This is a genomic window from Pollutimonas bauzanensis, from assembly GCF_900129885.1.
In the GTDB taxonomy this organism is placed as follows: domain Bacteria; phylum Pseudomonadota; class Gammaproteobacteria; order Burkholderiales; family Burkholderiaceae_B; genus Pollutimonas; species Pollutimonas bauzanensis.
The window spans coordinates 527,554-542,085 of the sequence record NZ_FQXE01000002.1 but is presented as its reverse complement, the minus strand read 5'-3'; the positions used below and the strand labels follow the sequence as shown (position 1 = coordinate 542,085).

The 14,532-nt window shown below is 65.1% G+C and carries 11 protein-coding genes; 9 read left to right on the top strand and 2 right to left on the bottom strand.

Annotation, left to right across the window (positions count from 1 at the left end; genetic code table 11):
* The first annotated feature begins 31 nt into the window (after window positions 1-31).
* Both panC and BUB23_RS05625 read left to right on the top strand, forming a co-directional pair.
* Window positions 32-874 carry a pantoate--beta-alanine ligase gene (gene panC, locus BUB23_RS05630; protein WP_073102091.1) on the top strand — a complete coding sequence of 281 codons (843 nt, stop codon included), beginning with the start codon at window positions 32-34 and terminating at the stop codon, window positions 872-874.
* A gap of 122 nt (window positions 875-996) precedes the next feature.
* Window positions 997-1,227, top strand: a complete 231-nt coding sequence (locus tag BUB23_RS05625) for a response regulator transcription factor (RefSeq protein WP_073102090.1) — start codon at window positions 997-999, stop codon at window positions 1,225-1,227.
* Window positions 1,228-1,269: 42 nt separating this feature from the next.
* Here the strand turns inward: BUB23_RS05625 and BUB23_RS05620 are convergent, their stop codons facing one another.
* The gene (locus tag BUB23_RS05620; RefSeq protein ID WP_073102089.1) at window positions 1,270-1,929 is read right to left on the bottom strand and encodes a copper resistance protein NlpE N-terminal domain-containing protein; all 660 of its coding nucleotides are present in this window, start codon (window positions 1,927-1,929) and stop codon (window positions 1,270-1,272) included.
* Between the two features lie 126 nt (window positions 1,930-2,055).
* Here BUB23_RS05620 and BUB23_RS05615 point away from each other — a divergent pair, with 126 nt between their 5' ends.
* The 7 genes from BUB23_RS05615 to BUB23_RS05585 all read left to right on the top strand — a co-directional run bounded on the left by BUB23_RS05615 (window position 2,056) and on the right by BUB23_RS05585 (window position 13,485).
* Window positions 2,056-2,853: a prepilin peptidase gene (locus BUB23_RS05615; protein ID WP_073102088.1), complete on the top strand. Its 798-nt coding sequence runs from the start codon at window positions 2,056-2,058 to the stop codon at window positions 2,851-2,853.
* Window positions 2,854-2,869: 16 nt separating this feature from the next.
* Entirely contained in the window at window positions 2,870-3,505 is a 636-nt protein-coding gene (gene coaE, locus BUB23_RS05610; RefSeq protein ID WP_073102087.1) for a dephospho-CoA kinase, read from the top strand.
* 49 nt (window positions 3,506-3,554) lie between these two features.
* A complete protein-coding gene (gene zapD / locus BUB23_RS05605; RefSeq protein WP_073102086.1) occupies window positions 3,555-4,307 on the top strand; it encodes a cell division protein ZapD in 753 nt (250 codons plus the stop codon).
* Window positions 4,308-4,425: 118 nt separating this feature from the next.
* Window positions 4,426-5,715 (top strand): MdtA/MuxA family multidrug efflux RND transporter periplasmic adaptor subunit, encoded by a 1,290-nt coding sequence (locus BUB23_RS05600; RefSeq protein ID WP_425439527.1) that lies wholly within the window; start codon window positions 4,426-4,428, stop codon window positions 5,713-5,715.
* Between the two features lie 9 nt (window positions 5,716-5,724).
* Window positions 5,725-8,832, top strand: coding sequence for an MdtB/MuxB family multidrug efflux RND transporter permease subunit (locus tag BUB23_RS05595; protein WP_073102084.1), 3,108 nt, complete (start codon window positions 5,725-5,727; stop codon window positions 8,830-8,832).
* On the top strand, window positions 8,829-11,930 hold the full coding sequence (locus BUB23_RS05590; RefSeq protein WP_073102083.1) for an efflux RND transporter permease subunit: 3,102 nt from the start codon (window positions 8,829-8,831) through the stop codon (window positions 11,928-11,930). The genes BUB23_RS05595 and BUB23_RS05590 overlap by 4 nt, the downstream gene beginning before the upstream one ends.
* A gap of 16 nt (window positions 11,931-11,946) precedes the next feature.
* Entirely contained in the window at window positions 11,947-13,485 is a 1,539-nt protein-coding gene (locus tag BUB23_RS05585) for an efflux transporter outer membrane subunit (RefSeq protein WP_073102082.1), read from the top strand.
* Here BUB23_RS05585 and BUB23_RS05580 read toward each other — a convergent pair.
* Window positions 13,474-14,421: a LysR family transcriptional regulator gene (locus BUB23_RS05580; protein ID WP_073102081.1), complete on the bottom strand. Its 948-nt coding sequence runs from the start codon at window positions 14,419-14,421 to the stop codon at window positions 13,474-13,476. The genes BUB23_RS05585 and BUB23_RS05580 overlap by 12 nt on opposite strands.
* Window positions 14,422-14,532 lie beyond the last annotated feature (111 nt).

Below are 14,532 nucleotides of genomic sequence, written 5' to 3'. Positions count from 1 at the left end.
CGGGCACACCCCATTCCGAACGGAGATTTTCTTGAAAGTCGTTCACACCATTGAAGCATTGCGCGACCAGTTGCGCGGCCAGCTGCGCGTCGCCTTCGTGCCTACCATGGGAAATCTGCATCCGGGGCATTTGTCCCTGATGAAGCTCGCCCGCCAGCACGGCGATCCGGTGGTCGCGAGCATTTTCGTCAATCGCCTGCAGTTCGGCCCCAACGAGGATTTCGACCAGTATCCGCGCACGCTGGCCGCCGATATCGAAAAGCTGGAACGCGAGCGCGACGTGTATGTGCTGTTCGCGCCCAATGAGCGCGAAATGTATCCCGAACCGCAGAATTTCCAGATCCAGCCGCCGCCGGACCTCGGCGGCATACTGGAAGGCGAGTTCCGCCCCGGTTTTTTCACCGGCGTGAGCACGGTGGTGCTCAAGCTGTTTTCCTGTGTGCAGCCCAGCGTGGCGGTGTTCGGCAAGAAAGACTATCAACAATTGATGGTGGTGCGCAATATGTGCCGCCAGTTCCAGCTGCCGGTCAATATCCTGGCCCACGAAACCGTGCGCGACACCGACGGCCTGGCGCTGTCGTCGCGCAATATGTACCTGGAACCCGCGCAGCGCGCCGAAGCGCCGCAACTGTTCGCCACCTTGCAGGCCCTGAAGGCGCGTGTCGACCAGGGGCACAGCGACCCGGAGGCGCTGGAGCGCCAGGCGGTCGAACACCTGCGCGGCCGCGGCTGGAAAGTCGACTACGTGTCGCTGCGCCGCCAGCGCGATCTGCTGCCGCCGACGGTCGGCGAGATCCAGGCCCGCGAGCCGCTGGTGGTGCTGGCCGCCGCCAAGCTGGGCAGCACGCGCTTGATCGACAACCTGGAAATATAGCGGGCCGCGCGCCCCGGCGCCCAGCCCGCGCGCCGCATTCCGGTCCTCTGTAAGAATTGACAGCAGACCCGTGTAAGCCGCTATGACAGAATGTCGTAACCAATAATAACCGGGGATCTAGCATGGTAGAGGGTCTGAATGCGGGCGGTTCGCCGCTCTCGGTGCTGACGCCGCGCGAGCGCGATGTCATGGGCTATGTCGTGTCGGGCAAGCCCAACAAGGTCATCGCCGCCGAGCTGGGCGTGTCGCAGCGCACCGTCGAAGCCCACCGCGCCCGGATATTCCAGAAACTGCATGTCAGGAACGCGGTGGAACTCACGCGCTGCGTGTTGTCCCAGCGCGCTGTCTCGTAATGGGCCGGCGCGCGCCATCATGCGGGCCGCATGGGCCCCGCCTTACTTGCACTCGGGCGCGGGCTGGCCGGCGAGTTCATCGATGGGGTCGATGTCCTGCTGGCGGGTCAGGTGGTAGTCGAGCGTGGGCTTGATGTCGTTGATCATATTGATGCGCAGCACGTTGTCGTTGACGAAGCTCAGGTTGGCCTTGGTGGCGTCGTTGCCCGTCTGCAGCAGGATGCGCAGTGGCTGGCTGCCGATGACATTCCAGCAGCCTTGCTGGACGATATTATTCCTGGCGTCGGGGCTGTCGAGCATGACGGTGCGTGAACGCCATTGGCCGCCGGGCGCCAGGGTCAGCGTCACCCGCGTGGCCGAGCACGCGTTGCTGTTGACCAGGCAGGGCACGGTTCCCAGGAAGGTTTTCGCTTCGCTCAGGGGGCGCGCCTTGACTGCGCCGCTTTCAGCCGCCTGGGCCTGGGCCGCTTGCGCTTTCTTGCCGTCCTGGTCGGCGCCGAAGCCCAGCTGTATCTGCGCTGGCGCGCGCGCTACGCCGCGGCCCTGCGCCTGGATCTGGGCGTCGGACAAGGTGCTGTCGTGGGGGATGTCGTAATAACCTGAGGTCTTTTGCTGGGCGCAGCCGGCCATGGCCAGGGCCAACAGGGCGGCGCCGACAGGCTTGCTGAACAAGGGGCGGGTGAACAGGGCTAGGGAAGGCATGGCATTTTCCGTCATCAGAGGAGGCAGTGAGCATTCTACGCACTTATTGTCGGCGCGGTAAGTCGCCGTTGCGCCGTGGGCCCGGGCTGGCGGGCGAAGCGGCCGGGGCGGCCGGGGGGGCCGCGCATGGCGCTTGATCCCGTTTCGGTTTTTCATCACGCCGTCGGCATGTTGCCGCCTCTCGCGGCGGGGGCGGCGGCCGGCGTCTGCTGCGCGCGGGCCGCCCGTGGCTACGGCGCCGCGCTGGACGCGGGCGGCGAGCCGGATGCGGCGTGCATGCGGGCGGCCTGGCTCCATGCCCTGGGCCTGTCTCGTCCGGCTTCCACGGCTTCCACGGCTTCGGGCGTCGCCGCGCCAAGGCCGGCTTTGCCCGCGCCGCGCGAGTCGGCCGGCCTCGACGCCGCTTGCGCCGTCCTGATGGCGGCCTGCTTTGCCGCTATGCATGGCCTGCATGGCGGCACGCTGCGCTTCCTGGCCCTGGCGATGGCCGGCGTCCTGCTGTTGACGCTGGCCCTGATCGATGCCCGCAAGCGGCTCCTGCCCGATGCCCTCACTTTGCCTTTGTTGTGGCTGGGCCTGGGGCTGGCCTGGGCCGGCCAGGGGCCGGCGCTGCGCGACGCGGTCGCCGGCGCCATGCTGGGCTACGGCTTCCTGTGGCTGCTGTCCCGGCTTTTCAGCTGCCTGAGCCGGCGCGAAGGCATGGGCCATGGCGACGTCAAATTGCTGGCCGCCCTGGGCGCATGGCTGGGCTGGCGGCCGCTGGCCATGGTCCTGCTGGCGGCCTGCCTCGCCGGCCTGCTGTTCGCGATGGCGCATCAAAGAAGGCTCAGGCCCGCCGGCGCCTATCCCTTCGGTCCGTTTCTGGCGGCCAGCGGAATGGCTGCGCTGATGGCCGGGTCTGAGGTACATTGGCATTTTTGCTAGACCAAGGTTCACGAGCATGTACAAAATTGGCCTGACGGGCGGCATAGGCTCGGGCAAGAGCCGCGTCGCCGATTTCTTTGCCTCCTGGGGGGCGGCTGTCATTGACACCGACGTCATCGCCCACGAGCTTACCGCCCCGGGCGGGGCGGCTATCGAGCCGATACGCCAGCATTTCGGCCCCGATGTGATTTCCCCCACGGGCGCGCTGGACCGCGAGGCGATGCGCGAGCTGGTGTTCGCCAGCCCCGAGGCGCGGCAGCAGCTCGAAGCCATCATTCATCCCATGATAGGCGCGGTTACAAAACGAAGGGCCGATTCCGCCCAGGGATGTTATCTTCTTTTCGTCGTGCCATTGCTGGTCGAATCGGGCCGCTGGCGCGACAAGGTCGACCGCATTTGCGTGGTCGATTGCGATCCGGCAACCCAGATAGCGCGGGTCAAGGCCCGCAGCGGGCTGACGTCCGAGGCTATTGGGCGTATCATGTCCGCACAGGCGTCACGAGAGGCCCGCTTGGCCGCGGCCGACGATGTGGTGCTCAACGACGCGCACACCAGCGTCGAAGAACTTGAACACCGCGCCCATGATCTGCATCGCGCCTGGTGCATGCAGGCGCAGCAAGCATCGGGCCGGTTCGCAGGCAGTCGTCCCTAGCCATTAAGCAAGCAGTCATCCCTAGTCAATTAATAAGGTTCCTGGTCGCGTGATTCTTTATGAATATCCTTGCAATGAACGCGTTCGGTCTCTGCTGAGAGTCGAGCACCTGTTCGACAGGCTATTTTTCTTCGCCAAGGGCACGGACCCGCATTATCACCATATAGCGGTGGCTACTTTATTCGATCTGCTGGATATCTGCGATCGCACCGATCTGCGCGGCGCGGTCCTGCAGGATCTCGAACGCCAGCGCACCGCGCTGGGCGCGCTGCGCCAGCATCCCGGTGTGGATCCCGGCATGCTGGATACCTTGCTGGCCGAAATCCAGGCGGCCGCCGCCGAACTCAGCGCGCAAGGCCGTATCGGCCAGGAACTGCGCGATAACGAATGGCTGGCGAGCCTGCGCGGCCGGGTGTCGGTGCCGGGGGGGTCTTCGCAGGTCGATATGCCCTCGTATTTCTCGTGGCAGATCAAGCCGCCCGAAACCCGGTCCGATAACCTGCGCCAATGGATCATGCCTTTCATGCCCCTGTACAAGGGGCTTGCGCTTATCTTGCGCCTGCTGCGCGATTCGGGGGATGTGGTGGACGTGGTGGCCCGCCAGGGCGCATACCAGGAAATGCTGGGCGGCAAGATGTTCCAGCTCTTGCGGGTATGGGTCGATGCGGCCCTCAACGTATTCCCCGAGATGAGCGCGAACAAATATGTGATCTGGGTGCGGTTCGCCGTGCAGGACAGCGAATTGAAGCCCCAGCCGGTGACCACCGATGTGCCGTTCAAGCTGGCGCGCTGCAATGTGTAGCTTGATTGGCGCCGCTTTTCATTAAATTGTTGTTGCGTTGCATTTCAAATGCGGAATTTCGATGTCCGTCCCGGCTCCGATAGGTGAAAATGGCGGCTGTTTCGTTTGAACCGGAGAACTGTGCATGTCGGAATCAAGCTCCGAACCTTACCGCCCCAATCGCGGCCGCTGGCTGTGGGCCTTTGTCCTGGTGCTGGCCGTGGCCGGCGGCTATTGGCTTTACGCCAGGAATTCCGGATCGCAGGGGAGCAAGGGCAAGCCGGTTGCCGGCCGCGGCATGGCGGGAATGGCCGGGATGGCGGGCATGGCCGTGCCGGTCAAGGTGGCCGCGGTCGAGACCGGGCCGATAGACTATACGCTCAAGGCCATAGGCACGGTCACGGCGTTCAACACCGTAACCGTGCGCAGCCGCGTGGATGGCGAGCTGCAGAAGATCGCGTTTTCCGACGGCCAGAAGGTGCAGGAGGGCGATCTGCTGGCGCTGATCGATCCGCGCAATTATCAAGTCCAGCTGGACCAGGCGCTGGGCCAGCAGAGGCAGAATGAAGCGCAGCTGCAGAATGCGCAACGCGATTTGCAGCGCTACCAATTGCTCTTCAAGCAGAACTCCATCGCCAAGCAGCAGGTCGACGCGCAGGCGGCGCTGGTTCAACAGTACCTGGGCTCGCGCAAAAGCGACCAGGCGGCGGTCGACAGCGCCAAGCTGCAACTGAGCTTCACCAGGATCACCGCGCCTATCTCCGGGCGGCTGGGCCTGCGCAAGGTCGACCAAGGCAATATGGTCAATGCCTCGAACACCGACGGGCTGGTGGTCATCACCCAGACCCAGCCTATTTCCGTGATGTTCACGCTGCCCCAGGCGCAGCTGCCCGATGTGCTGGAGCAGATCCGCGCGGGCAGGACCCTGGCGGTCGATCTGTACGACCGCGACGATGTGCGCAAGATCGCCACCGGCGAATTGATGTCGCTGGACAACCAGATCGACATCGCCACGGGCACGGTCAAGTTCAAGGCGCGCTTCGGCAACGAAGACGAATCCCTCTTTCCCAATCAGTTCGTCAATGTGCGCTTGCGGGTCGGCACCTCGCAGGCGCTGGTGCTGCCGACCATGGGGGTGCAGCAGGGCTCGATAGGCGCGTTTGTCTATCTGGTCGGCGACGACAGCAAAGTGCACGTGCAGCCCATCGTCGTCGGCAGGGTGGACGAGAAGCGCGTCGCGGTGACGTCCGGGCTGGCCGCGGGCCAGCGGGTGGTCGTCGAAGGGGTGGACCGCCTGCGCGAAGGCGCGCAGGTGCAGGTCATGGCCGGCGCGCCGGGCGAACCGGCCGCGGCCCAGGATCCCGCCGCGCCGGCCGGCCCGCTGCCTAATACCGGGGTGCCGTCGTCCAACGCGCCGGGCGCACGTTAAGGGCGGGCCGTGAACCTCTCGCGTCTTTTCATTCTCCGGCCCGTCGCCACCACGCTGACGATGGTGGCGCTGTTCATCGCGGGCATCCTGGCGTATCGCCTGCTGCCGGTATCCGCCTTGCCGCAGGTGGATTACCCGACCATACAGGTAACCACGCTGTACCCCGGCGCCAGCCCCGATGTCATGACCGCGCTGGTCACCTCGCCACTGGAGCGCCAGTTCGGGCAGATGCCCGGCCTGACGCAAATGACCTCGTCGAGCTCGGGCGGCTCGTCGGTGATCACCCTGCAATTCGACCTGGACCTGGCCCTGGACGTGGGCGAGCAGGAGGTGCAGGCCGCCATCAACGCGGCCTCCAACCTGCTGCCCAATGATCTGCCCGCGCCGCCCATCTACAACAAGGTCAATCCGGCCGATACGCCGGTGATCAGCCTGGCGATTACCTCGCCCACTCTGCCTTTGTATGAAGTGCGCGACCTGATCGACATCCGCGTGGCGCAAAAGCTGTCGCAGATCTCCGGCGTAGGGCTGGTGAGCATTGCCGGCGGGCAGCGCCCGGCGGTGCGCATCCAGGCCAATCCGCAAGCCCTGGCCGCGCACAACCTGACCCTGGCCAGCTTGCGCGGCGCGATCGTGGGCGCCAACGTCAACCAGCCCAAGGGCAACCTGGACGGCCCGGAGCGCTCCACCACCATCAACGCCAACGACCAGCTGCGGTCCATACAGGACTACGAGCAGCTGATCGTGGCCTACGAGAATGGCGCGCCCCTGCGCCTGCGCGACATCGCGCAGGCGCAGCAGGATGCCGAGAACACGCGCCAGGCGGCATGGATAGGCGATACACCGGCGATACTGCTGAATATCCAGCGCCAGCCGGGGGCCAATGTGATCGAGGTGGTGGACAGGGTCAAGGCGCTGCTGCCATCGCTCCGGACGGCCTTGCCGGCCGGCGTGGACGTCGCCGTGGCCACCGACCGCACGCAGACCATACGCGATTCGATAGACCACGTGCAGATCGAAATGCTGCTGGCGATTGCGCTGGTGGTGCTGGTGACCTTCGTGTTCCTGCGCAGCTGGACGGCGACCTTCATCCCGAGCGTGGTGGTGCCGCTGTCGCTGGTCGGGACCTTCGGCATCATGTACCTGGCGGGTTTCAGCATCAACAACCTGACGCTGATGGCGCTGACGGTGGCGACCGGCTTCGTGGTCGATGACGCGATCGTCATGATAGAAAACATCGCGCGCCATATCGAGAAAGGCGAAAGCGCCATGCAGGCGGCCCTCAAGGGCGCCTCGCAGATCGGCTTCACGCTGGTGTCGCTGACCTTGTCGCTGATCGCGGTGCTGATTCCGCTGCTGTTCATGAGCGATGTCATCGGCCGCCTGTTCCGCGAATTCGCCATTACCCTGGCGGTGGCCATATTGCTGTCGCTGGCGATTTCGCTGACGCTGACGCCGATGATGTGCGCGCGCCTGCTCAAGCCCGAATCGGAAATGAAGGAGGGGCGCTTCCAGCGCTGGTCGGGAGCCAGCATGGACAAGCTCACCCACCGCTACGACCGCGGCCTGGTCTGGGTGCTGTCGCATCAGCGCCTGACGCTCTGGGTGGCGCTGGGCACGCTGGTCTTCACCGGCCTCTTGTATGTGCTGGTTCCCAAGGGCTTCTTTCCGCAGCAGGACACCGGCCTGATCCAGGCCATCAGCCAGGGTCCGCAAACGGTTTCCTTCGCCTCCATGGCGCAGCGCCAGCAGCAGGCGGTCGAGCGGATACTGCAGGATCCCGCCGTGGAGGCGGTGTCGTCCTTCATAGGAATAGACGGCACCAACGCCACATTGAACACCGGCCGCATGCAGATTGCCCTGAAGCCGGTTTCCGAGCGCAGCGACAACGCCCAGGCGATCATCCAGCGCCTCGGGCGCGCGCTGGAATCGCTCTCGGACATCGAGGTTTTCATGCAGCCGGTGCAGGACCTGACAGTGGACGACCGCGTCAGCCGCACGCAATACCAGATGACATTGTCCGAGCCGGATCACGCGGCGCTGCTGGAATGGACGCCCAGGCTGGTCGACGCCTTGCAGGCCTTGCCGCAGCTGGCCGACGTGGTCGACGACTTGCAGGGGGCCGGCCTGCAGACGGTGCTGACGATAGATCGCGATGCGGCGGCGCGCCTGGGCGTGAGCAACGCCACCATCGACGACGCCTTGTACGATGCTTTCGGGCAGCGCCTGATCTCCACGATCTTCACGCAGTCCACCCAGTACCGGGTGGTGCTCGAAGTGGCCTCGCAATTCCGCCAGGATCCGCAATCCCTGGCGCATATCTATGTCCCGACCGCGTCGGGTACGCCGGTGCCCATCAGCAGCCTGGCGCAAATCAGCCAAAGCAGTTCGCTCTTGTCCATAGAGCGGCTGGGGCAGTTCCCCGCGACCACGATTTCATTCAACCTGGCCCCGGGCGTGGCTTTGTCCGACGCGGTCGACGCCATCCGCCGCGCGCAGGAAGAGCTGGCCATGCCGGTGTCGCTCGAACTGAAATTCCAGGGAGCCGCCAAGGCATTCCAGGCCTCGCTGTCCTCGACCTTGTGGCTGCTGCTCGCCGCCGTAGCTACTATGTATATCGTGTTGGGGATACTGTACGAAAGCTACATCCATCCGGTCACGATACTCTCGACGCTGCCGTCGGCGGCCATAGGCGCGCTGCTGGCCCTGTTGATCACGGGCGCCGAGCTGGACATGATAGGCGTCATAGGCATCATCCTGCTCATCGGCATCGTCAAGAAGAACGCCATCATGATGATAGATTTCGCGCTGGATGCCGAGCGCGAGCGCGGCCTGAGCCCGCGCGCCGCCATACATGAAGCGGCCTTGCTGCGCTTTCGGCCCATCCTGATGACGACGCTGGCGGCGCTGTTCAGCGCCATACCGCTGATGCTGGCCAGCGGTTCGGGGTCCGAACTGCGGCAGCCGCTGGGCCTGGTCATGGTGGGCGGGCTGTTGTGCAGCCAGATCCTGACCTTGTTCACCACCCCGGTCATCTACCTGATGTTCGACCGCATCGCAAGGCGCTCCAAGGCCTGGCGCAAGGCGGGCGCAAGACGCCCGGAGCTGGCTCCATGAGGCTGTTTTCCCTGTTCATCATGCGCCCGGTGGCGACCACCCTGCTGTGCGTGGCCCTGGTGCTGACAGGGGGGCTGGCGTTTTTCTTCCTGCCGGTCGCGCCCCTGCCGCAGATGGACTTTCCCATGATCTCGGTGTCGGCCAGCATGGCGGGGGCCAGCCCCGAGACCATGGCTTCCAGCGTGGCCACGCCGCTCGAGCAGTCGCTGGGCGCGATTGCCGGCGTAAGCGAAATGAGTTCGCGCAGCTCGGAGGGGTCCACGCGCATTTCGCTGATGTTCGACATGGACAAGGATATCAATGGCGCCGCGCGCGACGTGCAGGCCGCCATCAACGCGGCGCGCAGCATGCTGCCGTCGAGCCTGCGCAGCAATCCCACCTATCACAAGGTCAACCCGGCGTCGTCGCCCGTCATGGTGCTGGCCCTGACTTCCAGGACCTCGACCCAGGGCCGCCTGTACGACCTGGCCTCGACGGTGCTGGGGCAGAAGGTGTCGCAAGTGCCGGGAGTGGGCGAGGTCCAGGTAGGCGGCAGTTCTCTGCCGGCCATACGCGTGAGCCTGAATCCGCAGGCCTTGAACAGCGCCGGGGTGTCGCTCGACGAGGTGCGCTCGGCCTTGTCCAGCGCCAACACCATGCGCCCCAACGGCGTGGTGGAAAACGATCTTTACCATTGGCAGGTCAGCTCGGGCCGGCAAATGAACAAGGCGGCGCAATACCGCCCGCTGATCGTGGCCTGGCGGGATGGCTCGCCGATACGCGTGCAGGACGTCGCCATCGTCGAGGATTCGGTCGAGGACCTTTTCAACACGGGCTTTTTCAACGACCAGCGGGCCGTATTGCTGGTCATCCGGCGCCAGGCCGACGCCAACATCATCGAGACGGTCGACGCCATACGCGACCAGTTGCCGGCCTTCGCGGCCATGCTGCCCGCCGATGTGGTGCTGACCGTGGCTCAGGACCGCACGCCCAGCATCCGCGCTTCCCTGCACGAGGCCGAGCTGACCCTGATGATCGCCGTCGTCCTGGTGGTGCTGGTCGTGCTGCTGTTCCTGCGCAATGTGCGCGCGGCGCTGATTCCGGCGATCGCGGTGCCGGCGTCGCTGATCACCACCTTCAGCCTGATGCTGTGGTTCGGCTACACCCTGAACACGATTTCGCTGATGGCGCTGATCGTCGCCACCGGCTTCGTGGTGGATGACGCCATCGTGGTGCTCGAGAACATCATGCGCCATATCGAGAAAGGCGCGCCGCCGCTGCGGGCCGCGATCCGCGGCGTCAGGGAAGTGGGCTTCACCGTGCTGGCCATGAGCCTGTCCCTGGTCGCCGTATTCATTCCCATGCTGCTGATGAGCGGCTTGCCGGGGCGCCTGTTCAGGGAATTCGCGGTCACGCTGTCGGTGTCCATCCTGGTGTCCCTGGTGCTGTCGGTCACGCTGACGCCGATGATGTGCGCGTATATATTGCGCGCCAGGGAAGTGTACAAGCCGCGCCGCTCCGGCGCGCTGACGCGGGCTTTCCAGGCCATGGGCGAAACGTTCTGGAGCGGCTACAAGCGTTCGCTGGCCTGGTCGCTGGCGCATGGCCGGACCATGATGCTGCTGCTGGCCGCCACGATAGGGCTCAATTTCTACTTGTACGCGGTCGTGCCCAAGGGCTTCTTCCCGCAGCAGGACACCGGCCAGCTGCTCGGCTTTTTCCGGGTCGACCAGGGCACTTCCTTTCACGCCATGCTGCCCAAGCTCGACCGCTTCAGGCAAACCCTGCTGCAGGACCCCGCCATTCAAAGCGTGAGCGGCTATGCCGGGGGGCGCGGCGGCAGCAATTCCAGTTTCATGCAGATCCAGCTCAAGCCCCTGGCCGAGCGCAAAGTCAGCGCCAACGAGGTGGTCAACCGTTTGCGCAGCAAGTTCCTGGGCGTGCCGGGCGCGCGCCTGACCCTGGTTCCGCAGCAGGATATTTTCGTGGGGCGCCAGAGCAGCGCGGGCACTTACGACTACACCATGATGGGCAGCGACCTGGCGCTGCTGAAAATCTGGCTGCCGCAAGTGCAGAGGGCGCTGGCGGCGCTGCCCGAGCTGGTCGATGTCGACACCGATGTGGAAGACAAGGGCAGGCGCGTGGAGCTGGTGATCGATCGCGACGCGGCGACCCGGCTGGGGGTGGACATGTCCCTGGTCGCCTCGGTGCTGAATAATTCCTTCAGCCAGCGGCAAGTGTCGGTGATATACGGGCCCTTGAATCAATACCATGTGGTGATGGGCGTGCAGGAGCAATACGCCCAGGATGCCGAATCCCTGAAACGGGTCGAGGTGGTGACCGCGGACGGCAGCCGCGTTCCCCTGTCGGCCTTCGCCCGCTTCGAGGTGGGCAGCGCGCCCCTCAGCGTGAACCACGAGGGCTTGTTCGCGGCCGAATCGATTTCCTTCAGCCTGGCGCCGGGAGTGTCCCTGGAGCAGGCGACCCGGGCGATCGACCTGGCGGTGGCCCGCGCGGGCCTGCCCACCCAGCAGATCCAGGCCGGCTTCCAGGGCACGGCGCAGGCCATGCAGGAGGCCATGAGCCAGCAGCCCTGGCTGATATTGGCGGCCTTGCTGACCATGTATATCGTGCTGGGGATACTGTATGAAAGCTATGTGCATCCCATCACCATCCTCTCGACGCTGCCGTCGGCGGGCATCGGCGCCTTGCTGGCGCTGATCATGCTGGGCGAGGAATTCACGCTGATCGCCCTGATCGGCGTGTTCCTGCTGATAGGCATCGTCAAGAAGAACGCCATCATGATGGTGGATTTCGCCTTGCAGGCCGAGCGCCGCGACGGGCTTTCTTCGCGCGAGGCGATCTACCAGGCCTGCCTGGTGCGCTTCCGCCCCATCATGATGACCACGGTTTCGGCCTTGTTCGGCGCGCTGCCGCTGGTGCTGGCCTCGGGCGCCGGCGTTGAAATGCGCCGGCCTCTGGGGCTGACCATAGTCGGCGGCCTGATCCTCAGCCAGATTCTTACGCTGTATACGACGCCGGTGGTCTATTTGTACCTGGATCGTTTCCGCCTGTGGGCCAAGCGCAAGCGCGGCGGCCTCAGACACGCTCATGGTTAAAGGGCATGCTCGACATATGAATATTCCTGCATTGATCAACTTCGTCGGCCGCGGGGCCGGCCTCAGGCCTTTGGCGGCTTGCGGCCTGCTGCTGCTGGGCGCCTGCGCGGTGGGGCCCGATTATGAACGGCCATCCATGGACGTGGGCGCCGGCTATAAAGAGGCAATGAGCGCGACCCAGGGCGGCGCCGCCGGGGGGCCGGGACCCGCGCCGGCGGCCGCGCCCGGCTGGCTGCCGGCGCGGCCCCGCGATGCGGCGCTGCGCGGGGACTGGTGGCAATTGTTCAACGACCCCGTCCTGGACGGCCTGATGGATACGCTGCAGAATTCCAATCTGGGCATTGCGCAGGCCGAGGCCCAATACCGGCAGGCGCAGGCGCTGCTGCAATCGGCCAGGTCGGGCTTCTTCCCGACCGTGGGCGCGTCGGCGTCGGCCACCCGTTCGGGCGGCGGCAATGGCGGCGGCAGCTCTGTGTCGGTGGGCGGCAATAGCACGGACAACCAATACACACTGAGCGGCAACGTCAGCTGGGAGGCCGACTTGTGGGGCAGGGTGCGCCGCACGGTCGAGTCCAGCCGCGCCGGCCTGCAAGCCAGCGCGGCCGACGTCGCCACCACGCGGCTGAGCATGCAATCCACCCTGGCGCAGACCTATTTCAACTTGCGCGTCATGGACGCGGAGCAGCGCCTGCTGCAGCAAACCGTCGACGCCTACGAAAGGTCGTTGACCATGACGCAGAACCGCTATCAGGCGGGCGTGGCGGCCCAGTCCGATGTGGCCGTATCGCGCACGCAGCTGGAAAACACGCGCACCCAGCTGCTGGCGCTGGACTGGCAGCGCGCCCAGCTCGAACATGCGATTGCCGTGCTGCTGGGGCAGACGCCGTCGAGCTTTGCGCTCAATACCGCGCAGATCCTGGGGACGGTGCCCGTGATTCCTGTCGGCCTGCCTTCGCAATTGCTGGAGCGGCGCCCCGACGTGGCCGCGGCCGAGCGCCGCGCCGCCGAGGCCAACGCCCAGATAGGCGTGGCGCAGGCGGCATGGTTTCCCGACCTGACCCTCAGCGCGCAAGGAGGCTTCCGCAGCGGGCAGTGGGCGCAGTGGCTGACGGCGCCGGCCCGCTTCTGGTCGCTGGGCCCGGCATTGGCCTTGACCCTGTTCGATGGCGGCGCCCGCCAGGCGCAGGTCGAGCAGGCCCGCGCCAGCTACGACGCCCAGGCGGCGGGCTATCGGCAGACCGTGCTGACGGCGCTGCGCGAAGTGGAGGACTATCTGGTGCAGTTGCACGTGCTGGGGCAGGAGCAGGTCACGCAAGGCCGCGCGCTGGCTTCGGCCCGCGAGTCCCTGCGCCTGACGCAGAACCAGTACGAGGCGGGGCTGATCGATTACCTGAGCGTGGTGCAGGTGGAGACCACGGCGCTGAGCACCGAGCGCGCGGCGCTGCAGCTGACGGCCGATCGCCTGGTCGCCAGCGTGCAGCTGATCGCCGCGCTGGGCGGGGGCTGGGAAGCTGGCCTCGCGGGCGTGGACGAAGGGGCCGCTTCAGGACAGTAGCGAGGCGACCCGTTGCCGGATCAAGGCGAACAGAGCCAGGGCCATGGCGGTGGGTTCCGCGTCCTTGAGCCGGATGATGGCCACCGCGGGCAAGGGTATTTTCGGCCTGACCTGCAGAATCGTCAGGCCCAGGCGCTGCGACAGGTAATGAGCGGCATCCGAGCGCAGGGCGCCCACCAGATTGGGCTGTTCCGCGATCAGCGCGCCGATTGCCGGGATAAAGCTTGTTTCCACCGCCGGGCTGGGAACAGGCAACTGGGCATCGAGCATGGCCTTGCGCAGGACGCCGCGTATCAAAGAGTCCTTCAAAGGCAGCACCCATGAGCAGGATTGCAGGTCCTTGAGTTGCAGGACTGGCGATTTATATTTGGTCTCTTTGTTGGTGATAATGCTCAGCTCGTCCGGGTACAGCACCTCGACATGCAGCAGCGCCGCTTCTTCGTCGGTGATGGGCTTGGCCGGCAGGCTGCCGATAATAAAATCGATTTCGCCGGTTTTCAGCAGCGTGAACAGGGTGTCGGCGATGCCATCGCTCATTTCCACCCTCAGTCCAGGATGCTGCGCAACCAGCTGGGCTATCGGTTTTGCCAGAAGCGATACGCCAGTATAAGAAGGGGAGCCCAGCCTCAAGACCTCGTCCTTGCCGTCGCGCTGCTGGCGGGTCTTGCTTTCCATCCGGGCGATCTGTTTGAGAACCAGCCGGGCATGGTGGACCAGGGACTGGCCGAAAGGCGTCAGCGCAACCCCTTCGCGCTTGCGCTGGAATATCGGTTCTCCCAGGGCGCTTTCCATTTCCCGGGCGATCTTGCTGATCGCGGGCTGGGACAGCGACATGCTTTCCGCCAGCATCCGGAATGAATATCCATCGGCGACGCCACAGAGCATCTCGAACTGTTTCAGCCGCAGGCGGTTTACCAGGCTGGCGCTGTTTTTCATCTTGGGTACTTAGCCAAAAGTTATAAGCATGTCATTTAAATTCACTATTCAGTTAAGTATATAGCACCTTATCCTGTCTTCTGCTTCGGCAAGACCGGACAGAAATAACGA